Genomic DNA, 24,377 nt, shown 5'->3' with positions numbered 1-24,377 from the left:
AAAATAGGTGAATTATAACTTATAATTTGTTTAAATAAACAGTTTTGAGCATTATTTTTTTAACCCAGCGCGTTTTAATAAAGCATCAATAGAAGGTTTTTTTCCTCTAAATTTTAGATATAAATCCATAGGTTTTTCTGTGCCTCCTTTTTGTAGAATATTAGTTTTAAATTTTTGTGCAATTTCAGAATTGAATATGCCATTTTCTAGAAAATAAGCAAATGCATCTGCGTCTAAAACTTCAGCCCACTTGTAGGAATAATATCCAGAAGAATAACCTCCTTGAAAAATGTGTGAAAAAGATGTGCTCATACAATTTTCTTTTACATCAGGAAAAAGTTGTGTGTTTTTAAAAGCAATAGACTCAAATTCTTTCACCGAATTAATTTTATCTGGATTTGTAGTATGCCATTTCATATCTAAAATTCCAAAACTTAATTGACGAAGAGTTTGCATTCCTTCTAAAAAATTTGAAGACTCTTTAATTTTTTTTACTAATTCCATAGGAATTAGTTGGTTAGTTTTATAATGTTTAGCAAATAATTCTAATGTTTCTTTTTCATAACACCAATTTTCAAGTAATTGACTTGGCAATTCAACAAAATCCCAATAAACGTTAGTTCCAGATAAACTTGGATAAGTGGTGTTGGCTAACATTCCGTGCAACGCATGTCCAAACTCATGGAAAAGTGTAGTAACTTCATTAAAAGTTAATAGTGAAGGTTTTGTTTCTGTAGGTTTGGTAAAATTGCAAACAATAGATATATGTGGTCTTGAATTTTCATTGTTTTTAATCCACTGATTTTTAAAAGATGTCATCCAAGCACCTCCACGTTTTCCTTTTCTTGGGAAAAAGTCAGCATAAAAAACTGCAATAAAATTAGATGATTTGTCTGTTACTTTAAATGTTTTAACATCTTCGTGATAAGTATCAATATTTTTAATTTCCTCAAAGTTTAATCCGTATAGTTTTTGAGCAACTTTAAAAACACCATTAATTACGTTTTCTAATTTAAAATAAGGTTTTAAAAGTTCTTGATCTAAATCGAATAATTGCTTTTTAAGTTTTTCGGAATAATAAGCACTATCCCATTTTTCTAAATTATTAATGCCATCTTTTTTGGCAATGTTTTTTAATTGTTCAAAATCGTTATTAGCAGCAGGGGTTGCTTTTTCTAATAAATCGTTTAAAAATGTAATGACATTATCTGGGTTTTCAGCCATTCGCTCTTCTAAAACAAAATGAGCATGCGTTTTATATCCTAATAAATTTGCTCTTTTATTTCGAAGGTTTACAATAGACAATACATTTTTTTGATTATCATTTTTATTGTTTTGGAATGCTTTTGCTCCAAATGCTACAGCCATTTTTTTTCTTAAAAGTCTGTTCTCAGCATAAGTCATAAAGGGAATGTAACTTGGATAATCTAAGGTGAAAACCCAACCTTTTTTGTTGCGTTGTTTGGCTGTAATTTCGGCTAATTCTAAACTGGTTTCTGGTAAGCCATTTAATTCTTCTTTGTTAGTAATATGAAGTTCAAAGGCATTTGTTTCTGCTAATACATTTTCACCAAAATTTAATTTTACTTTAGCTAATTCGGTATCGATTTTTCGTAATTTTTCTTTTTCTTTTGATTTTAGATTTGCCCCGTTTCTAACAAAACTTTTATATTTATTAGTAAGTAAAGTGTCTTGTTCTTTGGTTAAATCTAACTCATCTTTTATGTCGTAAACTAGTTGAACACGTTTAAATAATTTTTTATTTAAAGTAATATCATTTGAAAATTTGGTTAATAAAGGAGAAACTTCTTGCGCTATTTTTTGAATTTCTTCAGAAGTTTCAGCGCTATTTAAATTAAAAAAAATACTTGAAATTCTGTCAAGCATTTGGCCGCTAAAATCTAGAGCTTCTATAGTGTTTTCAAAAGTTGGAACTTTTGGGTTATTACAAATGGCATCAATTTCAGCAGTTGCTATTTCAATAGCTTTTTCAAATGCAGGTTTAAAATGCTCATTTTTAATTTTTGAAAAAGGAGCAGTATTAAATGGAGTTTCAAATTTTTGTAATAACGGATTACTCATGGTTAAAATCTATAGAATATTTAAGTAGCAAATATATTATTATGATGTGACTTTTTTTGTTAAAAGAAATCATAAAATTAAAGCAATATTTTTTGTTAAAATTTATACTATTTAAAATTAAAGTACGTTAAAGCAATACTTAAATAATTTTAATAATGATGATGGTTGAATCTGAAATGAAAAACACTAAAACAGATAAAAAATTAAGAATAAATACTTTAGTAGAAGGATTTAGTTTTAAAAATAAAAAAGGGGAAAAGGTTACTCCTAAAAAAATAGTACGGTTATAAACCTTTCTTTAAGTTATTATTTGCTTTAATAACTTTATTTTTTAGCGCTTCTTTAAATTCAATAATTTTATTTAGCGCATTTTTATTTGAGCTGCCAATAATTTGAGCAGCTAAAATACCTGCATTTTTAGCACCATTTAGTGCAACAGTTGCTACTGGTACACCACCAGGCATTTGTAAAATAGATAAAATGGAATCCCAACCATCAATGGAATTGGATGATTTTATAGGAACTCCAATTACAGGTAGCGGACTCATCGAAGCAACCATACCTGGTAAATGAGCAGCTCCTCCAGCTCCAGCAATTATTACTGAAATTCCTCTGGCATGAGCATTTTTGGCATAATCATATAATTTTTCAGGAGTTCGGTGAGCAGAAACAACTTCTACTTCTACTTCAATATCAAAACTTTTTAATATTTCTACTGCTTGTTGCATTATTGGAAAATCTGAATCACTTCCCATAATTATTCCTACTTTACTCATTTTGTTTATTATTAAAGATTAAAAAATCAAAAACTATTCACTAATTACTCGAATGGTGTTTTTTACTTTTTCAGCAATTTTCCGAGCTTCATTTAAATTGTTATTTACAATAGTTACATGTCCCATTTTTCTAAACGGCCGCGTTTGTTTTTTTCCGTAAATATGAGGTGTAACACCATCCATTTTTAAAATTTGTCCCATGTTTTTATATACAACATTTCCTGAATATCCTTCTTCACCCACTAAATTTACCATTATTCCGGCAACTTTACTACTTGTATTTCCTAAAGGTAGATTTAAAATGCTACGCACATGTTGTTCGAATTGATTGGTGTACGATGCTTCAATACTGTAATGTCCGCTGTTATGAGTTCGTGGAGCAACTTCATTAACCAAAATTTCATCATCTTCTGTTTGAAAAAGTTCAACGGCTAATAAACCAATATGTTTAAAAGAATTAGCTACTTTTAAGGCAATATCTTGTGCTTTTCGAGCAACTTCATCTGAAATTCTTGCAGGACAAATTACATATTCCACTTGATTTGCTTCAGGATGAAATTCCATTTCAACAACTGGATATGTTTTAAGTTCTCCGTTTTTATTACGGGCTACAATTACAGCCAGTTCATTTTTAAACGGAATTAATTCTTCAATAATACAATCGGTATCATTTAAAGTGTTTAAGTCGGCTTCATTTTTTACAATTTTAACACCAGTTCCATCATAACCAAATTGGGCAGATTTCCATACAAAAGGAAACTTTAAGGTTCCTTTTTTTAACTCATTTAATCTTTTAAAACGTTGATGGGGAGAAGTAGGAATGTTGTTTTCTACAAAAAAATCTTTTTGTTTTCCTTTGTTCTGAATGATTTCTAAAACTTGTGGCTGAGGATAAATTTCTAATCCTTCCTCTTGTAATTTAAATAAGGCATCAATATTTACATGTTCAATTTCAATGGTTAACAAGTCAACTTTTTTTCCAAAATTATAAACCGTGTCAAAATCCATTAAACTACCTTGATAAAATTCATTACAAATTTGAGCGCAAGGAGCATCTTTTGAAGTGTCTAAAATACAAGTATAAATATCAAACTTATGCGTTTCAGTTAGCAACATTTTACCTAATTGACCACCGCCTAAAACGCCTAACTTAAAATTGGATGAGAAATAATTTTTCACTTTTTATGCTTTGACACAAAAGTACTAATTTGATTGAAATATAAAGTTAATAATTGGTAATTATTAAAGTGTTTTCGTTTACTTGATTTACCTTGTACTCTCTTGCAAAATGATAATTCCCTGCTGTTTGAGGAGAACCATCAATAATACTGTATTCACTATCGTCACACGAACATTTTAATTTTAAACTACCATCAAAGGTCATAGGCGAAGTACAATCGTTATTTGGACAGGCTCTTTCAAAAGCTTTAAAATTAGGATTTCCAATGCCAGTATTTTGAACTACAATTCCTTGTAAACCACCTTGTACATAAACCCAATCACTAGGGGTTTTTAGTGAAATATATTCAGGTAAATTTAAATCTAAAACAACATTAACATCTATATTTGGTAAAATGTCGTTTGTATTGTTTCTTTCACAAGAAAAAAAGGAAGTTATTAAAAACAATAAAAGGAACTTTCGCATAGTTATATATTAGTATTATCGGATTAACGATTGCAATTTACAATTATTTTGTACATTTGTGTTAAATCTCATTCTGGTTTCAGTTTTGAGATTTTTGTATTTTTAATAAAATGATAAGTTATGAGTGAAATTTCGTATTATTCAGTGGAAGGGATGAAAAAACTAAAGAGCGAACTAGAGCATTTAGAACATGTGGAACGCCCAAGAGTTAGTAATGCAATTAGTGAAGCACGTGATAAAGGCGATTTGAGTGAAAATGCCGAATATCATGCTGCCAAAGAAGAACAATCGTTGTTAGAATTAAAAATAGCAAAATTAAAAGAAGTAATTTCTAATGCTCGTATTTTGGACGAATCGTTATTAGATACTTCAAAGGTTTTGATTCATTCTATTGTTAAAATTAAAAACGTAGCTAATAAAATGGAGTTTACTTATACTCTAGTTGCGGATTCCGAAACTAATATAAAAGAAGGTAAATTATCTGTTAATTCACCTATTGGGAAAGGATTGTTAGGTAAAAAAGTAGGCGACATAGCCGAAATTCAAGTGCCAAGTGGTATTATGAAATTTGAAATTTTAGATATTTCAAGAGCATAAATAATTAAAAAAATGAAATAAACCCTTTTCAGTTTGATTATTGAAAAGGGTTTTTTAATTTTGAATAAAACAGAAATAATGAGTACAATTTTTACTAAAATAATTAAAGGCGAAATACCTTCTTATAAAGTTGCTGAAAACGATAAATTTTTTGCGTTTTTAGATATTAATCCAAATGCTAAAGGACATACTTTAGTGGTTCCAAAAAAAGAAGTAAATAGGCTTTTTGATTTAGATGAAGAAACGTACAATGAATTAATGAGTTTTTCAAGAGAAATAGCAATTGCTCAAAAAAAAGTAATAGATTGTGATAGAATTGGGATGGCTGTTATAGGCTTAGAAGTACCTCATGTACATGTGCATTTAATTCCTTTAAATGCAATGGAAGATATTCAGTTTACCAAAAAAGTGAAACTCGAACCTGTAGAATTTGAAGCAATAGCAAAGGCTATTTCAGATAAGTTATAATTGTTTTTTTAAGGAAATTTCAAAAGTAGTTCCTTTACCAATTTCTGAATTAATTACGCCAATTTTACCGTTATGGTAATCTTCAATAATTCTTTTAGCTAACGATAACCCTAATCCCCAGCCTCTTTTTTTGGTAGTAAAACCAGGAGAGAATATTTTTTGCTGTATTTTTTTAGAAATACCTTTTCCAGTATCTTTTATAGTTATTAAAATATTTTTAGAAGTTTCATTAATATTTAAATGTATTTCTCCTTTGCCTTCCATAGCATCAATTGCATTTTTAATTAAATTTTCAATTACCCAACTAAATAATTGTTCATTTATATTGGCATTAATTACAGGTGAGCTAGAGTTAAAATTAAAATGAACTTGTTTAGAACTTCTTGCTTGTAAATATGCAAACGCATTTTTTGTGGTTGCAACAATATTTTTCTTTTTAACTTCAGGAACTGAGCCAATTTTAGAAAATCGTTCAGCTATAGTATTTAAACGACTAACATCTTTTTCAATTTCCTGAACGGTATTTTTATCGGTATTCTCTATTCGTAAAATTTCAATCCAACCTAATAATGAAGATAAAGGTGTTCCAATTTGATGAGCAGTTTCTTTAGCCATTCCTGTCCAAAGTTTGTTTTGTTCCGCAACTTTAGATGATTTAAAAAACAGATAAATAACACTAGTAAATAATACTAAAATTAAAATTAGGGCAATTGGGTAGTATTTAAGTTTTGTAAGTATATCAGAGTCTCGGTAATAAATATAAAGCCTAATTGTTTTATTTTTTTCTTTATCTAAATAACTTACAACAATTGGCACATTTTGACTTTTCATTAAAGCCAGTTGCTTTTTTAAATAATTAGGTTGCTTAACCTTATTTGGATCTAAATTTGACCACTCTGTAATTTCTCCTTTTTCGGTAGTTATTAGTATTGGTATATTATGGTTGTTACCAATAATTTTATATTCCAGAGTAATATCAGCATTTAAATCTAAAATATTTAAGCGTTTATAAGCCAATGCTAAAACTTCAATTTTAGAACGTTCTTCTTTTTTAAACTTTTGGAAAAAAGAATACGTATTCCATAATATAAGAGAAACAATAATAAACGATGCGCTAATTACCAGCCCTCTAATTAATTTGGTGTATTGTTGTGAAGCCATTAGTCAAATATAAAATCTGTTAGTATAACTAAAAAATATTATGGTTATTATTTTAAGAGGGATTTATTTACATTTGCTAAAAAGAAAAAATGATAAGCATTTATCCTAAAAATATATCCACCAAAAAATTACATAGTTACTTGTTAAGTGCAGTGGCTCCAAGGCCAATAGCATTTGCAAGTACAATAGATGCTAAAGGAAATCCTAATTTATCTCCTTTCAGTTTTTTTAATGTTTTTAGTGCTAATCCGCCTATATTAATATTTTCACCAGCTCGTAGAGTAAGAGATAACACCACAAAACATACTTTAGAAAATGTACTAAGCACAAAAGAAGTAGTTATTAATGTGGTTAATTATGCAATGGTTCATCAAATGTCGTTGGCAAGTACTGAATATGCTGAAGGAGTTAATGAATTTGAAAAAGCCGGATTTACAATGCTAAAATCAGAGGAAGTTAAACCTTTTAGAGTTAAAGAGTCTCCAGTTCAATTTGAATGTAAAGTAAATGAAGTTGTTGCTTTGGGTAATGAAGGTGGTGCAGGAAATTTAGTAATTTGTGAAGTAGTTAAATTACACATTTGTGAAGAATATTTGAATGAGAATGAAGAAATTGATCAACAAAAGTTAGATTTAGTTTCAAGAGCAGGAGGAAGTTTTTATTCTAGAGCTAAAGAAGGTTTTTTTGAAATTCCAAAACCGTTATCAACTTTAGGTATTGGGGTGGATGCAATTCCGTTAGAAATAAGAAATAGTACTGTTTTAACAGGAAACGATTTAGGAATGTTAGGCAATGTAGAACGTATACCTAATCCAAAGGATGTTAATAAGTTTGCGAAAGAACATGCCGAATTTGTAATTGAAAATAAGGTAAAAAAACATACATTTGCCAAAGCTTTTTTAGCAAAAAATGATGTAATAAGTGCTTGGAAAGTACTTTTAATGGAAAATTAAGTAAAAAATGGAAGTTACAGGAAAAATTAAAAAAATTGAGGAAACTAAAACTTTTGGAGCAAGCGGTTTTAGAAAAAGAGAAATGATATTAACAACAAATGATCAATATCCACAAATGCTAAAAATTGAATTTGTACAGGATAAATGTGATTTATTGAATAACTATCAAGAAGGGCAAGATGTAAAAATATCCATTAATTTAACAGGTAGAGAATGGATTAATCCTCAAGGAGAAGCAGTATATTTTAATGCTATTCAAGGTTGGAGAATTGAAAATTTACAAGCTGAAAATTCAAATGAAATTCCTCCAATGGCTCCAGCTGAAAGTTTTGAAACTACAACTAATTTAGACGAAAACGAACCTGACGATTTACCATTTTAATGGTTAAATGACTAAAAATATTTAAGAGAAAAGCGTTTAGCTTTTCTCTTTTTTTGTTTTTAAAATTACCGTAATTTTAAATTATGTTTTTGCTTACTAATGAACTTGTTTTTCCTGATGTACAACTAGCCGATGAAAATGGTATGTTGGCTATTGGAGGAGATTTATCAGTTAAAAGGTTAACACTTGCATATAAAAGCGGAATTTTTCCATGGTTTAATCAAGGAGAACCAATTATCTGGTATAGTCCAGATCCACGAATGGTATTGTTTCCATCAGAATTAAAAATTTCAAAAAGCATGAAACAAGTACTTCGAAAAAAGGAATTTAAAGTAACTTTTAATCAAAATTTTGAACAAGTAATATTTAATTGCAAACATATTTTTAGAGCAGCAGATCAAGGCCAAACTTGGATTACGGATGAAATGCAAAAAGCATATGTTAATCTGCATAAAAAAGGTATTGCAAAATCAGTAGAAGTTTGGCAAAATAACGAGTTAGTTGGTGGTTTGTACGGTATAGACTTAGGAACAATTTTTTGTGGAGAAAGCATGTTTAGTAAAGTTAGTAACGCTTCAAAAATGGCGTTTATTTATTTGGTTAAAAAACTAGAAACAGAAAATTATAAATTAGTAGATTGCCAAGTTTACAACAATCATTTAGCTAGTTTGGGAGCAAGAGAAATACCTAGAGAAGAATTTTTAAAGTATTTGAAAAGCACCTAAATGAAGATAAGTTTTTATCTTTGAAAATCAGTTAAAAAATAAAACCATTATGGATATTAAAAATGCGCAGCTAATAGTTGATAATTGGATAAAAGAACATGGAGTTCGTTATTTTAATGAACTAACTAATATGGCTCAATTAACCGAAGAAGTTGGTGAAGTTGCACGTATTATTGCAAGACGTTATGGGGAGCAAAGTGAAAAAGAAAGTGATAAAAATAAAGACTTAGGAGAAGAGTTAGCTGATGTGGTATTTGTAGTGTTGTGTTTGGCAAACCAAACAGGTATTGATTTACAAGCAGCATTTGATAAAAAAATGGATATTAAAACAAATAGAGACCATGATAGACATCATAATAATCCAAAATTAAAATAAATGAATTCTTACAAAAAAGTACCTTTTTTTAAGCTTGTTTTACAATTTGGAGTTGGGTTTTTAATAATTATTTTTTGTATTGAAATAATTATTTCAGTAATTAAAAATGCCAGTTTTACAGCCATGTTAAACCAATATTTTTATAATGGCAATTGGTTTTTCTTTTTTGAACGATTAATTATTATGTCCGTTTTTTACGGTCTTTTTATGGCAGGATATTATAAGTTTATAAAAAAATAGAAAAGTTTTTCATACTTTTTTATAAACTTATAATAACTATAAGCAGAAGAAAAATTAATTTAAGTTAATCAAATTTATATCACTTTCTTTTACTTTTTTATTAAGCAAAGGAATATCTTCTTTAAATATTTTATAAATTTTAGCTAACTCAGAATCAATAAGTTTGGTAATTTCATTTTTAAAGGCAATAGATTGGTCAGTAGGTTTAAAATCACCTATGGAACTTAGTGAATTTAAATGCGCTAACTTATTATTTAATCGAATTGGAAAATTCAACGGATCCTGATTGCTTTTACTTTTTGTCTGGTATAAAATATTTTCATAAGTAGTCAATTCTTTTACAATTTTATCTGCTAAATCAATAATGTCTTTGTTCTTTTTTGTATCCGTAATAGAAGATTTTAACTGCTTTATTTGCTTTTTAGCTTTGGTAATTTTCTTCAAAGTTTTATGAATTTCTGTCAGCTTTTTTTGAATTTCAATAATAAATTTAAACTGAGCTTGTAAATCTTCTTCTGAAGCAGAGCTTCTAGGGTCTTTTAGTAAGGTAAAAGTTTGCTCAGATACCATTTTATGGTTTTTACTTAATGATACTTTGTACTCACCAGGAAGCGCTTTAGGTCCACTTAAAGATGCCCACCATAAAATCATTCCTTTTACTTTTTCAGCATCAGGATATTGCATATTCCAATTAAAAATATTGTCACCTTTTTTTGCTTTTAATTTTTCTTCTTTTTCTTTCTTATTAGGTATAGTTGAAAACGTTTTAATAAGCTTTCCTGATTTTTCAAAGAAAGATAAACTCAAAGTGTCTTTTTCATTAATATCGTTAATATAGTAATTTATGATAACTCCTCCAGGATGATTTTGTCCAGCAGTTTTTGATTTTCGTTTACTTCCTCCCATTCGGTAACTATCCATTGGTTTGTAAAGGAAATCATCTTTAGAAGTTAATTTATTATTTAATTGATGAAGGGGTGTTAAATCATCAATTATCCAAAAAGCACGACCTTGTGTGGCAGCAATTAAATTGTTGTTTTTTATAGTTAAATCAGTAATAGGAACAATTGGTAAATTTAGCTGAAACGGTTTCCAATTATTTCCATCATCAAAACTAATATACATGCCGTTTTCGGTTCCTGCATATAATAAACCTTTTCTTTTTGGATCGGCACGAAGTACTCTTGTAAAAAAATCAGGATTAATACCTTTAGTTAATAATTTCCAGCTTTTGCCATAATTTTCAGTTTTGTATATATAAGGAGTATTATCTCCAAGTTTATATCTAGTACCAACAATATAAGCTCCACCATTTGTAAACGGATCAACTTCAATACAATTAATCATCATCCATTCAGGCATTTTTTTAGGCGTAACATTTGTCCAGTTTTTTCCTCCGTTAGTTGTAATATAAACCAAACCATCATCTGATCCTGTCCAAATCAAGTCTTTTTCATAAGGAGATTCAACTGCGGCAAAAATAGTTCCATAATATTCAACACCAGTATTATCTTTTGTTATTGGACCACCTGAAGGTTCTAGAGTTTTCGGATCATTTCTTGTTAAATCTGGACTTATAACTTCAAAAGATTGACCTTCATTATAAGTTACATGAACATGATTTGAAGTGGTGTATAATTTCTTTTTATTATGAGGAGAAAAGAAAATTGGATAATTCCACTGAAAGCGATATTTCATGTCTTTAGCTCCGTGTCCCATTGGGTCATCAGGCCAAACATTTATAACTCTATGCTCTCCAGTTTTGTGATTTATTCGGGTTAATAAACCTCCATAACTTCCACCATAAACTATATCATTATTTAATGGATCTACAGCAATATGAGCACTTTCTCCGCCAGCTGTACTTTCCCAATCCCTTTCATTAATGGTTCCTCCGTCAGTTCTATGAGCAATTCGTACCGTTGAATTATCTTGTTGGGCTCCGTAAATTCTATAAGGGAAATAATTATCTGTTACAACTCTATAAAATTGAGCAGTTGGTTGGTTCATATAAGTGCTCCAGTTTTCACCTGCATCAAAACTAATTTGAGCGCCTCCATCATCACCAATAATCATTCGTTGGCTATCTTCAGGAGCAATCCATAAATCGTGATGATCTCCATGTGGAGCATTAAAAGATTTGAATGTTTTTCCTCCATCTTTTGATTGATGATACTGAACATTTAAAACATAAAGGGTGTTTTCATCTTTGGTATCGGCATAAATCCGCGTGTAATACCAAGCACGTTGACGTAATTTTCGTTCACTATTAATTAGTTTCCAGGTTTTTCCTGCATCTAAAGATTTATAAATACCACCATCTTTGTTTTCAATTAAAGCCCAAACTATATCAGAATTTAATGGTGAAACAGCAATTCCACTAATTCCCCAGATTCCTTTTGGTAACCCTTTATTCGTTGATATGTTAGTCCATGTTTCTCCTTCATCGGAGCTTTTCCAAATAGCGGATCCTTTTCCTCCACTTGAAAAACTATAAGGAGTTCTTCTAACATTCCAAGTAGAAGCATATAAAATACGAGGATTATTAGGGTCAATAATTAAATCAACTGCTCCAGCATCGGGATTTGTGTATAAAACTTTTTTCCAAGTTTTCCCACCGTCAATAGATTTAAAAACGCCTCTTTCTTCATTCGATTTATATAAATCTCCTAACACAGCTGCGTACACAATATCTGAATTTTTAGGATTAATTCGAACTCGAGGAATGTGACGGGAATTTTCTAACCCAATATGTTTCCAAGTTTTTCCTGCATCAACAGATTTCCACATACCATTACCTGAAGATACATTTCCTCTAACAGTTACTTCACCAGTGCCCACATAAATTACATTATTGTCAGATTCACTAACTGCAATTGCTCCAATAGATCCGCCAAAATAGCCATCAGAAATATTACTCCAAGAATTCCCTGCATCTGTAGTTTTCCAAACTCCTCCGCCAGTAGCTCCAAAATAATATAAATTTGCTTTATTAGGAACCCCAGTTACAGCAGCACTTCTACCACCTCTAAAAGGTCCAATGTTTCGCCATTGAATTGCACTATAATATTTCTCGTTTAATTTGGATACTATTTTTTGAGCATTAACTTTGTTTGCTGAAATAAAAAAAAGGAAGCTAAAAAGGAAGAGATATTTTTTCATAATATTAGGTTAAGTTGATTGAAAAACAAACGAGTAGTAAATCTATTAAAAAATATTTTAATCAATGTTATAAATAAAACATAGAATGGAGTTGTTGAAAATTAATAAGGTTAATAAAATAGAAAATAAAAAAATTCAAATTACTGGATCTAAGAGTGAGACTAATAGACTATTAATTTTACAACAATTGTATGATAATTTAAAAATTGAAAATCCATCAGTATCCGACGATTCATTAGTTTTACAAAAAGCATTAGTTTCATCTGAAAATGAAATAAATATTAGTCACGCAGGCACAGCTATGCGGTTTTTAACGGCTTATTTTGCAACTCAAGAAAATAGAGAAGTAATTTTAACAGGTTCTGATAGGATGAAAAACAGACCAATTAAAATTTTAGTAGATGCTTTAAGATTTTTAGGAGCAGAAATTCAATATCTGGAAAAAGAAGGATATCCTCCTTTAAAAATTTCAGGAAAAAAGTTAGTTAAGGATTTTGTTGAAATTCAAGGAGATGTTAGTAGTCAATATATTTCAGCCTTACTATTAATTGCTCCAAAATTACCTAACGGAATTAAATTAAAATTTAAAGGCGAAGTAACTTCAGTTCCATATATTAAAATGACACTCAGTTTGTTAAGTAATATAGGAATTGAATTTGATTGGAAAGATAATATAATTACAATTTTACCTCAATATGCTATAAAAAATAAAACTATTGTAGTAGAATCCGATTGGAGCTCGGCTTCATACTTTTACAGTTTAGTAGCTTTAAGTCCAAATTCTGAAATACAACTAGCTTCTTATAGAAAAAATAGTTTGCAAGGAGATGCAGATTTATTTAATATTTATAAAAAATTAGGTGTGCAAACAATATTTAAGGAGAATACTATTATTTTAAAGAATGCAAATACTCTTATTCCTAAAAATTTAGAGTTAGATTTAATTAATACTCCAGATTTAGCTCAAACTGTTGCGGTTACTTGCTTTGGTTTGGGAATTTCATGTAAACTTACAGGTTTACACACGCTTAAAATTAAAGAAACGGATAGGCTGGTAGCTCTTAAAACTGAAATTGAAAAATTAGGGGGAAAGGTAAATATTACGGATAATTCAATTCAAGTGTTTTCTTCAGCTGTAATTAATAAAAATATTTCCATAGCAACATATCATGATCATAGGATGGCAATGGCATTTGCACCTTTGGCATTAAAGGGTCCAATACAAATTGAAGATCCAGAAGTTGTTTCAAAATCATACCCTAATTTTTGGAATGATTTTGAAAAAATAACTCAATAATTTTTACTAAAATAAATTTTAAATGCTTAAACACTTGACAACCCCTATGTTGAAGTTGTATATTTGCGCTCATTCTTTAAAAAAAATACATGAAGTTATCACATTATAAATTTGATTTGCCAATGGAGTTATTGGCAGAGTACCCAGCAGAGCATAGAGATGAAGCACGTTTAATGGTTTTAAACAGAAAAGAACAAACTATTGAACATAAATTATTTAAAGATTTAATTGATTATTTTGATGAAGGCGATTTAATGGTATTAAACAACACTAAAGTTTTTCCTGCTCGTATGTATGGCGAAAAAGAAAAAACAGGTGCTAGAATTGAAGTATTTCTATTAAGAGAATTAAATGCAGAAAGTAGATTATGGGACGTTTTGGTAGATCCTGCTCGTAAAATTAGAATAGGTAATAAATTATTTTTTGGAGATGATGAAAGTTTAGTAGCAGAAGTTATTGATAATACTACATCTAGAGGAAGAACTTTACGTTTTTTATATGATGGATCTTACGAAGAATTTAGAAAAAAATTACAAGAATTAGGAGAAACTCCGTTACCAAAATATATTAAAAGAGAAGTTGAACCATCGGATGAAGAACGATATCAAACTATTTATGCAAAACACGAAGGAGCTGTTGCTGCTCCAACTGCAGGTTTACACTTTTCAAAACATTTAATGAAACGTTTAGAAATTAAAGGAATCGATTTTGCTGAAATTACACTTCATGTTGGTTTAGGAACTTTTAGTGGAGTAGAGGTTGAAGATTTATCTAAACATAAAATGGATTCCGAAAAATCATTAATAACACCTGAAACTGCAAAAATTGTAAATGAAGCTATAGATTCTAAAAAAAGAATTTGTGCAGTTGGTACAACTGTTATGAGATCTTTAGAAAGTGCTGTATCTTCTGATCAACATTTAAATGCTTTTGATGGCTGGACTAATAAATTTATATTTTCACCTTACGATTTTAGCATTGCAAATTGTATGATTACAAATTTCCATACACCAAAATCAACATTAATGATGATGACGGCAGCTTTTGCAGGTTATGATTTTTTAATGAAAGCATACAAAGAAGCTATCAAAGAAAAATATAAGTTTTATTCTTATGGTGATGCTATGCTAATTATATAATAAATTTAAATACTTTAGAAAAAATATATTCCCGCTTTGGCGGGAATAATTTTATAAACTAGATTTTAAAATGACTAAAAAGAAAGATATTCGTGCTTTAACTAAAGAACAACTTCGCAATTTTTTTGTGGAGCAAGGAGATAAGGCTTTTAGAGGAAATCAAGTTTATGAATGGCTATGGATTAAAAGCGCACACTCTTTTGAAGGAATGACAAACCTTTCTAAAGAAACTCGTAAAATGCTGCACGATAATTTTGTTATCAATCATATAGAGGTTGATAAAATGCAACGAAGCAATGATGGTACGGTAAAAAATGCTATTAAATTACATGATGGATTAATTGTAGAATCGGTTTTAATTCCAACTGAATCTAGAACTACAGCTTGTGTTTCTAGCCAAGTTGGTTGCTCATTAGACTGTAAATTTTGTGCTACAGCTCGCTTAAAAAAAATGCGAAATTTAAATCCAGATGAAATTTACGATCAAGTTGCTGCAATTAACAAAGAAAGTTTATTGTATTATCATCATAAATTATCCAACATTGTATTTATGGGAATGGGAGAACCATTAATGAACTACAACAATGTGCTAAAAGCTATTGAAAAAATTACTTCACCAGAAGGATTAGGGATGTCGCCAACTAGAATTACAGTTTCCACTTCTGGAGTTCCAAAAATGATTAGAAAATTAGCCGATGACGAAGTTAAATTTAATTTAGCTGTTTCATTGCATTCTGCAATTGATGAAATTCGTTCTAAAATAATGCCTTTTAATACAACATTCCCTTTAAAAGATTTAAAAGAAGCTTTAGAATACTGGTACGCAAAAACAAATAGAAGAATTACTTATGAATACGTTGTTTGGGATGGAATAAACGATAACAAAGAATCTATTAATGCTTTGGTTAAATTCTGTAAATACGTTCCTTGTAAAGTGAATTTAATAGAATACAACCCAATTGATGACGGAGAATTTCAACAAGCTAAACCCGAAGCTATTAATAATTATATTAGTAATTTAGAAATGAATGATATAATTGTTAATGTAAGAAGAAGCAGAGGAAAAGATATTGATGCAGCTTGTGGCCAATTAGCAAATAAAAGTTAATAGAAGTATCTTTTTTTTAGTATTTTTGGAAACCTAATGAAGCCAATCGAACAAATAAAACAACCCATTTTAACTGAAATGGAACTCTTTGAAAGTAAATTCAGAGAGGCTATGGCTACTAAGGTTCCATTACTTAACAGAATTGCACATTATATAGTTAGGAGAAAAGGAAAACAAATGCGACCAATGTTTGTGTTTTTAATAGCAAAAATGGTTTCAAATGGTAAATTTAATGAACGAACTTACAGAGGAGCTTCTATTATTGAATTAATTCATACAGCTACATTAGTACACGATGATGTGGTTGATGATAGCAATAGACGGAGAGGATTTTTTTCCATAAATGCATTGTGGAAAAATAAGATTGCGGTATTAGTTGGGGATTTTCTATTGTCAAAAGGGTTATTACTTTCTATAGATAATGATGATTTTGATATTTTAAAATTAATATCCGTAGCCGTTAGAGAAATGAGCGAAGGAGAATTATTGCAAATTGAAAAAGCCAGAAAATTAGATATAACTGAAGAAGTTTATTTTGAAATTATTCGTCAAAAAACAGCTACTTTAATTGCAGCTTGTTGTGGAATAGGTGCCGCATCTGTTGGAAGTCCAACCGAAGAGGTTGAAAATATGCGAAAGTTTGGAGAACAAATAGGTATTGCTTTTCAAATTAAAGATGATTTATTTGATTATACTAATGATAAAATAGGTAAACCTACCGGAATTGATATTAAGGAACAAAAAATGACACTTCCATTAATCTATGCCTTAAATAATTGCGAACCAAAAGAGCAAAAATGGTTAATCAATTCAGTTAAAAATCATAATAAGAATAAAAAAAGAGTAAAAGAAGTTATTGCATTTGTGAAAGAAAAAGGAGGAATTGAATATACTACTTCAAAAATGAAAGAATATCAGCATAATGCTTTAGAAATACTTAATTTTTATCCAGATTCACCATATAAAGACTCTTTAATAACTATGGTAAATTACGTTATTGAACGTAAAAAATAGATTAGTTTACATAAGACATTTCTAAAAGTTCTTCTATAAAATCTCGAGTATTTGATAATCTAGGAACTTTATGTTGTCCACCTAATTTTCCGCGTTTTTTTAACCAGCTATAGAATAATCCAGGTTTTGCCACATTTATTTTTGGCATTGCTAAAGTTAGATTATGATATCGTTTTGCTTCGTAATCAGAATTTACAGATTTTAATGCGTTATCTAATAATTCCGTAAAATATTCTATGTTTTCAGGCTGTTTTTTAAACTCAATCATCCATTCATGACCTCCTTTAGAATCTATGTTCATAAAAATAGGAGCAACCGTATAATCTAAAACTAAAGCACCTGTTAATAAACAAGCATGTTGCATCGCTTTTTCTACATTTTCAACCATTAATTCTTCACCAAAAACATTAATAAAATGTTTAGTTCTACCAGTAACTCTAATTCTGTATGGACTTAAGGAAGTAAATTCAACAGTATCTCCAATTAAATAACGCCATAAACCACCATTTGTGGTAATTACCATTGCATAATTTTTGTGTAATTCCACTTTTGAAAGCGGAATTGCAATTGAATTTTCACCATCAAATTTATCCATTGGGATGAATTCATAGAAAATTCCGTAATCTAACATTAGTAATAAATCTAAAGAATTATTAACATCTTGTATGGCAAAAAATCCTTCTGATGCATTATAAATTTCGTAATACTTGAAATCCTTTTTAGGAATAAGTTGTTTAAATTGTTCTCGATATGGATTAAAATTTACACCTCCATGAAAATATACTTCTAAATTTGGCCAAACTTCTAAAATGTTATTTTTTCCTGTTTTTTCTAGTACTTTATTTAACAGCATTAACATCCATGAAGGCACACCAACTAAACTTGTAATATCTTCATTAATAGTTTCATCAATAATTGCTTTAATTTTACTTTCCCATTCACTCATTAAAGCAGTCTCTTGTTTTGGAGCGCTACTATAATCTGCCCAAAAAGGCAAATTTTCAATAATTATTGCAGATAAATCACCAAAATAAGAGTTGTTATCTTGATAAACAGCGCTACTCCCTCCTAATCGCAATCCTTTACCCGTAAATAACTGTGCATCTTCGTTATTATTAAAATACAAGCAAAGCATATCTTTACCGGCATTAAAATGGCAATCTTCAAGCGCTTCAGAACTTACAGGAATAAACTTACTTTTTGAGTTGGTGGTTCCGCTAGATTTTGCAAACCATCGTATTTGTGTTGGCCAAAAAATATTTTGTTCTCCTTTTCTTGATCGTTCAATAAGTGGTTCAATAGATTCATATTGTTGAATTGGAACTTTTTTAGCAAAATCTTTATAAAACTTTATAGATGCAAAATCGTATTTTTTTCCAATTTCTGTATCTTGAGCAAATTCGATTAAATTATATAATAACTCCTTTTGAACATCATTAGGATATTTTAAAAATAATTCCATTTGATGTTTGCGCTTTTTTAAAAACCAAGAAATTATCGAATTAACAATTGGGTATGCCATTTTTTTATTAAGTATCTTTATCACGTTAAATTTAATAAAAACTTTTATGCAATATCCATTGGTCTTAAAAAAAATGATAACTGAATTATCAGAAAAAGTTCAATATTATGAAATCACTGAAAATCACGTTCTAAATATAAATCAATTATTAGATCGTGAAGTTGAAATTAATTTTGAAGGATATCAATGTTTGTGCTGCGGAGAAGAAAAAAAAATATTTAGACAAGGATTTTGTTACGATTGTTTTTATAAAAGCGCACAAGTTGGAGATTGGATTATGAATCCAGAGTTAAGCACCGCACATTTAAATATTGAAGATAGAGATTTAGCTTACGAGAAAGAAGTGCAGTTGCAACCTCATATTGTGTATTTAGCACTATCTAGCAATGTAAAAGTTGGAGTAACCAGAAAAACACAAGTGCCAACAAGATGGATTGATCAAGGTGCTTCAAAAGCAATTGAAATTGTAGAGGTTCCAAATAGATATTTAGCAGGAATAACAGAAGTAGCACTAAAAAATCATGTTGCAGATAAAACTATCTGGCAAAAAATGTTAAAAAACGAAATAGTAGATGCAGATTTATTTGCAGAAAGAGAAAAGTTAAAAAATTATATTCCTGAGGAAGTTAAGCCGTATTTTTTAGATAATGGTCATATTACAGAAATTGATTATCCAGTTTTACAATATCCTACTAAAATAAAATCTTTAAATATTGAAAAAAAAGGCATTTACAAAGGAAAATTGAAAGGAATTAAAGGACAATATTTAATTTTTGAGGATGGTACAGTGTTTAATGTTAGAAATAATGAAGGGTATAAAATTATATTAACCGTTAATTAATTTTATTTTCATCAGATTTACTGTCATAAATTATTTCTATTTTTGCGTTTAAATTAAGATTAAATAAATTACATGAAAGCATATATATTTCCAGGTCAAGGAGCTCAATTTTCAGGAATGGGATTAGATTTATTCGAAAATTCTCCACTAGCACAACAACTTTTTGAGCAAGCTAATAAAATTTTAGGATTTACAATTACGGACATCATGTTTGAAGGTACTGCGGAAGAATTAAAACAAACTAAAGTAACCCAACCTGCAATATTTTTACATTCTGTAATTTTAGCAAAAACATTAGGGTCTGATTTTAAACCAGAAATGGTTGCAGGCCATTCGCTTGGTGAATTTTCGGCTTTAGTAGCAAATGGAGTTTTATCTTATGAAGATGGACTTAGTTTAGTATCAAAAAGGGCTATGGCAATGCAAAAAGCTTGTGAAGTTCAAGAATCTACAATGGCGGCAGTTTTAGGATTAGACGATATTGTTGTAGAAGAAGTTTGTAAAAGTGTTGAAGGAGTTGTAGTTGCTGCAAATTATAATTGTCCTGGACAATTAGTTATTTCTGGAGAAATAAACGCTATAGATAAAGCTTGTGAATTATTAATTCAAAAAGGCGCAAGACGAGCATTAAAGTTACCTGTAGGAGGTGCTTTTCATTCTCCATTAATGGAGCCAGCAAGGGAAGAATTAGCTTCTGCAATTGAAAACACAACATTTAATAATCCAATTTGTCCTATTTATCAAAATGTAGTAGCAAAAGCAGTTACAAATCCTGTTGAAATTAAAGAGAATTTAATAGCTCAATTAACAGCACCTGTACGTTGGACTCAAACTATTCAACAAATGATAGCTGATGGAGGAACTGAATTTATTGAAGTTGGTCCTGGTAAAGTTTTACAAGGTTTAATGCGAAAAATTGATAGAAACGTTGCTGCAAGCGGAGTATAACAAATTATAAAGTTTTTTGCCATTTCCAGGCAGATAGTAAGGCATCTTCTAACGTTAATTTTGCTTTCCATCCTAATTCATTATTAGCAATGGTAGTATCTGCGTATGCAGCAGTTATATCACCTTCTCTTCTGTCTGTAAATTTGTAATTTAATTTTTGACCAGTAACTTTTTCAAAAGATTGAATAACTTCTAAAACAGAATTTCCTTTTCCAGTACCAATATTAAATACTTCAAAAGATTTCTTTTGATTGTTTTTTAATAATCTTTGCATAGCAATAATATGTGCTTTTGCTAAATCAACTACATGAATATAATCTCTAATTGCTGTACCGTCTGGAGTTGGGTAATCACTACCAAAAACAGATAATTCATTTCTTAATCCAGCAGCTGTTTGTGTTACAAAAGGAATTAAATTTTGAGGAACTCCAATTGGTAATTCCCCAATTTTAGCACTCTCGTGCGCTCCAATAGGATTAAAGTAACGTAATGCTATAGCTTTTAGTTCAGAAATTTTGGTGGTATCTTTTATAATTTCTTCTCCAATTTGTTTGGTGTTTCCGTAAGGAGATTCCGCAGGTTTTATAGGCGCATTTTCTGTAATAGGCAATTCATCAGCTTGCCCATAAACTGTACATGAGGAACTAAAAATGAAGTTATTCACGTTTTTAGCGTTCATTTGTTGCAATAAATAAATTAAAGAACCAATATTGTTTTCGTAATATCTTAATGGTTTTTCAACACTTTCACCTACTGCTTTTGAAGCTGCAAAATGAATAACTCCATCTATAGTATTTTCATTAAAAAAATTAGTAACGGCTGTTTTATCTTTTAAATCTATTTTAAAAAAAGATGGCTTTACGTTGGTTATAGCTGTAATTTTATCAAGAACATCTAAGGTAGAATTAGATAGATCATCAATAATAACTACTTCAAATCCTTCATTTTGTAATTCAACAACAGTATGGGAGCCAATAAAACCTAATCCACCAGTTACTAATATTTTATGCATTCTTTTCGATGAAATTTAAAACAGTTTTAATAATAAAATCTTGTTGTTCATGGTCTAATTCTGTATGCATTGGCAAAGATATAACCGTATTTACTAGTTCATTTGTGTTTTTAAAATCCGCTTCATTATAACGTTCATCAGCATAAGCTTTTTGTAAGTGTAAAGGAACAGGATAATAAATTGCATTTGGTATTCCAGCATCCATTAAATGTTGGTTCAATGCGTTTCTGTCTACATTTTTAACTTGTAAGGTATATTGATGAAAAACATGTGTTGTAAAACTACTTGTAATAGGTGTTACAATATTATCGTTTTTGGAAAAACCTTCGGAATAATATGCTGCAGCTTTTCTTCTAGATTCACAATAATCATTTAAATGAGGAAGTTTAATTCTTAATATTGCTGCTTGTAAACTGTCTAATCTAGAATTTACACCAACTACATCATGGTAATAACGTTTGTACATTCCGTGGTTTACCATTCCTCTAATAATGTGAGCTAAATCATCATCATTTGTAAAAATAGCGCCACCATCACCATAACATCCTAAATTTTTTGAAGGGAAAAATGAGGTTGTTCCAACAGTTCCAATAGTTCCTGCTTTTTTAACAGTTCCGTCATTAAAAGTATATTCAGCTCCAATAGCTTGAGCTGTATCTTCAATTACAAATAAATTATGTTGTTTAGCTATTTCTAAAATAGCTTCCATGTTGGCACATTGCCCAAATAAATGAACAGGAACAATTGCTTTTGTTTTTGGAGTAATAGCTTTTTTTAAAGCTTCAATATTCATATTAAATGAATCTTTATCTACATCAACTAAAACAGGAGTTAAATGTAAAAGTCCTATAACTTCTACTGTAGCTGCAAAAGTAAAATCGGCAGTAATTACTTCGTCACCAGGTTTTAGCCCAAGTCCCATCATTGCAATTTGCAATGCGTCTGTACCATTAGCACAAGGAATTACGTGTTTTACTTGTAAGTATTCTTCTAATTCTTTTTGAAAATTTTGAACCTCAGGTCCATTAATATATGCGGTAGATTTAATTACTTCTAATATTTTAGTATCTATCTCATTTTGAATATGATTGTATTGACCTTTTAGGTCTACCATTTGAATTTTTCTCATGATTTTATATAACTAATTTTTAATAAACAAAAGTACGATAAAAGCAATTGTTGTACAATTAATTAAAAACAAATAGTTAATCAAATAGGTCAGAAGAAAGGTACCTATCGCCTCTATCAGGAATAATGACAACAATTACGCCTTTGTTTAGATTTTTAGCTAATTTAATTGCGGATGAAACAGCGCCACCACCACTCATGCCAGAGAAAACTCCTTCTAATTTTGCTAGTTTTTTAGTAGTTAAACGAGCTTCTTGTTCGCTAACTTCAATTATTAAATCTACTTTTTTAGGGTTAAAAATTTTCGGAAGGAATTCTTTAGACCATTTTCTAATCCCCGGAATTCTGGAATTATCGGTGGGTTGCGCTCCAATAATTTGAATATTTGCGTTTTTTTCTTTTAAATAGGTAGATGTTCCCATAATAGTTCCGGTAGTTCCCATTGCAGAAACAAAATGAGTAATTTCTCCATTTGTATTTTCCCAAATTTCAGGTCCAGTGGTTTTATAGTGAGCTTTCCAATTATCCTCATTTGCAAATTGATTAAGCATAAAATACCCTTTTTCTTTTGCTTGTTTTTCTGCGTAATCTCTTGAGCCTTCAATACCTTTTTCAGCAGAAGTCAGGGTTACTTTTGCACCGTAAGCTTTCATAGTTTGAACTCGTTCTTTTGTAGAATTTTTTGGCATTACCAACTCCATTTGCATACCAAATTGTTGTGCAATCATAGCTAGTGCAATTCCAGTATTTCCACTAGTTGCTTCAATTAGGTAATCACCTTTTTTAATTTCGTTTCGTTGTAAAGCACTGTAAATCATATTAAAAGCTGCTCTATCTTTTACGCTTCCAGCAGGATTATTTCCTTCCAATTTTAATAATAATTTTACTTTTTTATTATTTAGAATAGTAGAAGTTTCAATTAAAGGAGTTTTCCCTATGAAATTAAATAATGTAGCGCTTTTCATGAATCAATTTTTGATTTTAATTTTATTTCAGGCGTGTGATAAACCATAGAATTTTTAGGTATAGAAGAAGTTATAAAAACGTTACCTCCAATGGTGCTGTTTTCTCCAATAATAGTTTCCCCTCCTAAAATAGTAGCATTTGCATAAATGGTAACATGATTTTCAACCGTTGGATGTCTTTTTTGATTTTTCATTTCTTTAGAAACTTGGAGTGCGCCTAAAGTTACTCCTTGATAAATTTTTACATGATCTTTTATAGAACAAGTTTCTCCAATAACAATTCCAGTAGCATGGTCTATAAAAAAAGAATTTCCAATAGTTGCGCCAGGATGAATATCAGTACCAGTTTTTGAGTGTGCATATTCACTCATTAATCTAGGGATAATAGGTACATTTAGCAAGTATAATTCATGGCTAAACCGATAAATAGCAATTGCAAAAAAACCGGGATAAGCTAAATAAACTTCTTCAACGCTGTTTGCAGCAGGATCATGGGCATATATTTCTTGTGCATCTACATTTAAGTTTTTTAAAATAGATGGTAGTTTTAGCAAGAAACGATTCCAAATATTTTCCTTTGAATTGGATTTTGTAAAGTTTGCGATTTCATAAATTTCGTTAAAATCGTTTTCTAATTGGGTAATATTGTTTTCAACACAAGCCTTAGCATCAAATAAAGTATAAAATAAATTAGTAGTAAATTTTTCAGTTTTATTTTTTAAAGAAAAATTTAAATGAGGTCTTATTTTATTATTGATTATTTTATCAATAATATATTTTTTTGTTTCCATGTTTTATAATTGTCGGTTATATTTTATAAAAATTACCGTAGCTTT

At 29.6% G+C, this 24,377-nt stretch carries 25 protein-coding genes; 14 read left to right on the top strand and 11 right to left on the bottom strand.

From position 1 onward, the window contains the following. Positions 1-51: 51 nt before the first annotated feature. Positions 52-2,082, bottom strand: a complete 2,031-nt coding sequence (locus R3342_RS07600; RefSeq protein WP_318939427.1) for a M3 family metallopeptidase — start codon at positions 2,080-2,082, stop codon at positions 52-54. Between the two features lie 155 nt (positions 2,083-2,237). Here R3342_RS07600 and R3342_RS07595 point away from each other — a divergent pair, with 155 nt between their 5' ends. Continuing rightward, positions 2,238-2,372, top strand: a complete 135-nt coding sequence (locus R3342_RS07595) for a hypothetical protein (RefSeq protein ID WP_318939426.1) — start codon at positions 2,238-2,240, stop codon at positions 2,370-2,372. Here R3342_RS07595 and purE read toward each other — a convergent pair. From purE to R3342_RS07580, 3 genes are read right to left on the bottom strand one after another with little or no spacing between them, the layout of a single operon-like run. Next, complete coding sequence (gene purE / locus R3342_RS07590) at positions 2,367-2,858, bottom strand: 5-(carboxyamino)imidazole ribonucleotide mutase (protein WP_318939425.1); 492 nt, start codon at positions 2,856-2,858, stop codon at positions 2,367-2,369. The genes R3342_RS07595 and purE overlap by 6 nt on opposite strands. Positions 2,859-2,891: 33 nt before the next feature. Beyond that, entirely contained in the window at positions 2,892-4,037 is a 1,146-nt protein-coding gene (locus R3342_RS07585) for a 5-(carboxyamino)imidazole ribonucleotide synthase (RefSeq protein ID WP_318939424.1), read from the bottom strand. Between the two features lie 46 nt (positions 4,038-4,083). After that, positions 4,084-4,503, bottom strand: a complete 420-nt coding sequence (locus R3342_RS07580; protein WP_318939423.1) for a hypothetical protein — start codon at positions 4,501-4,503, stop codon at positions 4,084-4,086. A gap of 120 nt (positions 4,504-4,623) precedes the next feature. Between R3342_RS07580 and greA the strand changes: the two genes are divergently transcribed. Both greA and R3342_RS07570 read left to right on the top strand, forming a co-directional pair. Further along, positions 4,624-5,100: a transcription elongation factor GreA gene (gene greA / locus R3342_RS07575; protein WP_318939422.1), complete on the top strand. Its 477-nt coding sequence runs from the start codon at positions 4,624-4,626 to the stop codon at positions 5,098-5,100. Between the two features lie 78 nt (positions 5,101-5,178). Then, entirely contained in the window at positions 5,179-5,568 is a 390-nt protein-coding gene (locus R3342_RS07570; protein ID WP_318939421.1) for an HIT family protein, read from the top strand. Here R3342_RS07570 and R3342_RS07565 read toward each other — a convergent pair. Next, positions 5,563-6,729: a HAMP domain-containing sensor histidine kinase gene (locus tag R3342_RS07565; RefSeq protein WP_318939420.1), complete on the bottom strand. Its 1,167-nt coding sequence runs from the start codon at positions 6,727-6,729 to the stop codon at positions 5,563-5,565. The genes R3342_RS07570 and R3342_RS07565 overlap by 6 nt on opposite strands. Positions 6,730-6,818: 89 nt before the next feature. Here R3342_RS07565 and R3342_RS07560 point away from each other — a divergent pair, with 89 nt between their 5' ends. From R3342_RS07560 to R3342_RS07540, 5 genes are all read left to right on the top strand, one after another. Beyond that, a complete protein-coding gene (locus tag R3342_RS07560; RefSeq protein WP_318939419.1) occupies positions 6,819-7,682 on the top strand; it encodes a flavin reductase family protein in 864 nt (287 codons plus the stop codon). 7 nt (positions 7,683-7,689) lie between these two features. After that, the gene (locus R3342_RS07555) at positions 7,690-8,064 is read left to right on the top strand and encodes a DUF3127 domain-containing protein (protein ID WP_318939418.1); all 375 of its coding nucleotides are present in this window, start codon (positions 7,690-7,692) and stop codon (positions 8,062-8,064) included. A gap of 83 nt (positions 8,065-8,147) precedes the next feature. Next, entirely contained in the window at positions 8,148-8,789 is a 642-nt protein-coding gene (gene aat / locus R3342_RS07550) for a leucyl/phenylalanyl-tRNA--protein transferase (RefSeq protein WP_318939417.1), read from the top strand. Positions 8,790-8,838: 49 nt separating this feature from the next. Continuing rightward, positions 8,839-9,165, top strand: coding sequence for a nucleotide pyrophosphohydrolase (locus tag R3342_RS07545; protein WP_318939416.1), 327 nt, complete (start codon positions 8,839-8,841; stop codon positions 9,163-9,165). Continuing rightward, positions 9,166-9,405, top strand: a complete 240-nt coding sequence (locus R3342_RS07540; RefSeq protein WP_318939415.1) for a hypothetical protein — start codon at positions 9,166-9,168, stop codon at positions 9,403-9,405. Positions 9,406-9,459: 54 nt separating this feature from the next. Here R3342_RS07540 and R3342_RS07535 read toward each other — a convergent pair whose 3' ends face one another. Then, entirely contained in the window at positions 9,460-12,567 is a 3,108-nt protein-coding gene (locus R3342_RS07535) for a VPS10 domain-containing protein (protein WP_318939414.1), read from the bottom strand. An 85-nt stretch (positions 12,568-12,652) separates the two neighbouring features. On the opposite strand from R3342_RS07535, the gene aroA reads away from it, so the two are divergent. The 4 genes from aroA to R3342_RS07515 all read left to right on the top strand — a co-directional run bounded on the left by aroA (position 12,653) and on the right by R3342_RS07515 (position 17,125). After that, on the top strand, positions 12,653-13,864 hold the full coding sequence (aroA, locus tag R3342_RS07530) for a 3-phosphoshikimate 1-carboxyvinyltransferase (protein ID WP_318939413.1): 1,212 nt from the start codon (positions 12,653-12,655) through the stop codon (positions 13,862-13,864). Positions 13,865-13,953: 89 nt separating this feature from the next. After that, on the top strand, positions 13,954-15,003 hold the full coding sequence (queA, locus tag R3342_RS07525; protein WP_318939412.1) for a tRNA preQ1(34) S-adenosylmethionine ribosyltransferase-isomerase QueA: 1,050 nt from the start codon (positions 13,954-13,956) through the stop codon (positions 15,001-15,003). A 70-nt stretch (positions 15,004-15,073) separates the two neighbouring features. Further along, entirely contained in the window at positions 15,074-16,111 is a 1,038-nt protein-coding gene (gene rlmN, locus R3342_RS07520) for a 23S rRNA (adenine(2503)-C(2))-methyltransferase RlmN (protein WP_318939411.1), read from the top strand. 36 nt (positions 16,112-16,147) lie between these two features. Then, the gene (locus R3342_RS07515) at positions 16,148-17,125 is read left to right on the top strand and encodes a polyprenyl synthetase family protein (RefSeq protein WP_318939410.1); all 978 of its coding nucleotides are present in this window, start codon (positions 16,148-16,150) and stop codon (positions 17,123-17,125) included. A 1-nt stretch (position 17,126) separates the two neighbouring features. On the opposite strand, the gene R3342_RS07510 is transcribed toward R3342_RS07515, so the two are convergent. Then, positions 17,127-18,647: a GH3 auxin-responsive promoter family protein gene (locus R3342_RS07510; RefSeq protein ID WP_318939409.1), complete on the bottom strand. Its 1,521-nt coding sequence runs from the start codon at positions 18,645-18,647 to the stop codon at positions 17,127-17,129. A 46-nt stretch (positions 18,648-18,693) separates the two neighbouring features. Between R3342_RS07510 and R3342_RS07505 the strand changes: the two genes are divergently transcribed. Together R3342_RS07505 and fabD are read left to right on the top strand one after the other, a co-directional pair. Next, positions 18,694-19,488, top strand: a complete 795-nt coding sequence (locus R3342_RS07505; RefSeq protein WP_318939408.1) for a DUF2797 domain-containing protein — start codon at positions 18,694-18,696, stop codon at positions 19,486-19,488. 72 nt (positions 19,489-19,560) lie between these two features. Further along, positions 19,561-20,436 carry an ACP S-malonyltransferase gene (gene fabD / locus R3342_RS07500; protein ID WP_318939407.1) on the top strand — a complete coding sequence of 292 codons (876 nt, stop codon included), beginning with the start codon at positions 19,561-19,563 and terminating at the stop codon, positions 20,434-20,436. A gap of 4 nt (positions 20,437-20,440) precedes the next feature. On the opposite strand, the gene galE is transcribed toward fabD, so the two are convergent. The 4 genes from galE to epsC form a co-directional block, all read right to left on the bottom strand. Further along, the gene (gene galE, locus R3342_RS07495; protein ID WP_318939406.1) at positions 20,441-21,448 is read right to left on the bottom strand and encodes a UDP-glucose 4-epimerase GalE; all 1,008 of its coding nucleotides are present in this window, start codon (positions 21,446-21,448) and stop codon (positions 20,441-20,443) included. Continuing rightward, entirely contained in the window at positions 21,441-22,577 is a 1,137-nt protein-coding gene (locus tag R3342_RS07490) for a DegT/DnrJ/EryC1/StrS family aminotransferase (RefSeq protein ID WP_318939405.1), read from the bottom strand. The genes galE and R3342_RS07490 overlap by 8 nt, the downstream gene beginning before the upstream one ends. Positions 22,578-22,653: 76 nt before the next feature. Further along, positions 22,654-23,541 carry a cysteine synthase CysM gene (gene cysM, locus R3342_RS07485; RefSeq protein ID WP_318939404.1) on the bottom strand — a complete coding sequence of 296 codons (888 nt, stop codon included), beginning with the start codon at positions 23,539-23,541 and terminating at the stop codon, positions 22,654-22,656. Further along, on the bottom strand, positions 23,538-24,332 hold the full coding sequence (epsC, locus tag R3342_RS07480) for a serine O-acetyltransferase EpsC (protein WP_318939403.1): 795 nt from the start codon (positions 24,330-24,332) through the stop codon (positions 23,538-23,540). The genes cysM and epsC overlap by 4 nt, the downstream gene beginning before the upstream one ends. Between the last annotated feature and the right edge of the window lie 45 nt (positions 24,333-24,377).

It is taken from the genome of Lutibacter sp. (genome assembly GCF_033723435.1).
In the GTDB taxonomy this organism is placed as follows: Bacteria; Bacteroidota; Bacteroidia; order Flavobacteriales; family Flavobacteriaceae; genus Lutibacter.
Note: the sequence above shows the minus strand (reverse complement) of the source record. Positions and strands in the feature narration are given on the sequence as shown.

What these genes read in the sequence shown, in the direction of transcription:
- R3342_RS07600 (WP_318939427.1), bottom strand. Translation starts at nt 2,082, where the DNA reads ATGAGTAATCCGTTATTACAAAAATTTGAAACTCCATTTAATACTGCT.
- R3342_RS07595 (WP_318939426.1), top strand. Translation starts at nt 2,238, where the DNA reads ATGATGATGGTTGAATCTGAAATGAAAAACACTAAAACAGATAAAAAA.
- purE (WP_318939425.1), bottom strand. Translation starts at nt 2,858, where the DNA reads ATGAGTAAAGTAGGAATAATTATGGGAAGTGATTCAGATTTTCCAATA.
- R3342_RS07580 (WP_318939423.1), bottom strand. Translation starts at nt 4,503, where the DNA reads ATGCGAAAGTTCCTTTTATTGTTTTTAATAACTTCCTTTTTTTCTTGT.
- greA (WP_318939422.1), top strand. Translation starts at nt 4,624, where the DNA reads ATGAGTGAAATTTCGTATTATTCAGTGGAAGGGATGAAAAAACTAAAG.
- R3342_RS07570 (WP_318939421.1), top strand. Translation starts at nt 5,179, where the DNA reads ATGAGTACAATTTTTACTAAAATAATTAAAGGCGAAATACCTTCTTAT.
- R3342_RS07565 (WP_318939420.1), bottom strand. Translation starts at nt 6,729, where the DNA reads ATGGCTTCACAACAATACACCAAATTAATTAGAGGGCTGGTAATTAGC.
- R3342_RS07560 (WP_318939419.1), top strand. Translation starts at nt 6,819, where the DNA reads ATGATAAGCATTTATCCTAAAAATATATCCACCAAAAAATTACATAGT.
- R3342_RS07555 (WP_318939418.1), top strand. Translation starts at nt 7,690, where the DNA reads ATGGAAGTTACAGGAAAAATTAAAAAAATTGAGGAAACTAAAACTTTT.
- aat (WP_318939417.1), top strand. Translation starts at nt 8,148, where the DNA reads ATGTTTTTGCTTACTAATGAACTTGTTTTTCCTGATGTACAACTAGCC.
- R3342_RS07545 (WP_318939416.1), top strand. Translation starts at nt 8,839, where the DNA reads ATGGATATTAAAAATGCGCAGCTAATAGTTGATAATTGGATAAAAGAA.
- R3342_RS07540 (WP_318939415.1), top strand. Translation starts at nt 9,166, where the DNA reads ATGAATTCTTACAAAAAAGTACCTTTTTTTAAGCTTGTTTTACAATTT.
- R3342_RS07535 (WP_318939414.1), bottom strand. Translation starts at nt 12,567, where the DNA reads ATGAAAAAATATCTCTTCCTTTTTAGCTTCCTTTTTTTTATTTCAGCA.
- aroA (WP_318939413.1), top strand. Translation starts at nt 12,653, where the DNA reads ATGGAGTTGTTGAAAATTAATAAGGTTAATAAAATAGAAAATAAAAAA.
- queA (WP_318939412.1), top strand. Translation starts at nt 13,954, where the DNA reads ATGAAGTTATCACATTATAAATTTGATTTGCCAATGGAGTTATTGGCA.
- rlmN (WP_318939411.1), top strand. Translation starts at nt 15,074, where the DNA reads ATGACTAAAAAGAAAGATATTCGTGCTTTAACTAAAGAACAACTTCGC.
- R3342_RS07515 (WP_318939410.1), top strand. Translation starts at nt 16,148, where the DNA reads ATGAAGCCAATCGAACAAATAAAACAACCCATTTTAACTGAAATGGAA.
- R3342_RS07510 (WP_318939409.1), bottom strand. Translation starts at nt 18,647, where the DNA reads ATGGCATACCCAATTGTTAATTCGATAATTTCTTGGTTTTTAAAAAAG.
- R3342_RS07505 (WP_318939408.1), top strand. Translation starts at nt 18,694, where the DNA reads ATGCAATATCCATTGGTCTTAAAAAAAATGATAACTGAATTATCAGAA.
- fabD (WP_318939407.1), top strand. Translation starts at nt 19,561, where the DNA reads ATGAAAGCATATATATTTCCAGGTCAAGGAGCTCAATTTTCAGGAATG.
- galE (WP_318939406.1), bottom strand. Translation starts at nt 21,448, where the DNA reads ATGCATAAAATATTAGTAACTGGTGGATTAGGTTTTATTGGCTCCCAT.
- R3342_RS07490 (WP_318939405.1), bottom strand. Translation starts at nt 22,577, where the DNA reads ATGAGAAAAATTCAAATGGTAGACCTAAAAGGTCAATACAATCATATT.
- cysM (WP_318939404.1), bottom strand. Translation starts at nt 23,541, where the DNA reads ATGAAAAGCGCTACATTATTTAATTTCATAGGGAAAACTCCTTTAATT.
- epsC (WP_318939403.1), bottom strand. Translation starts at nt 24,332, where the DNA reads ATGGAAACAAAAAAATATATTATTGATAAAATAATCAATAATAAAATA.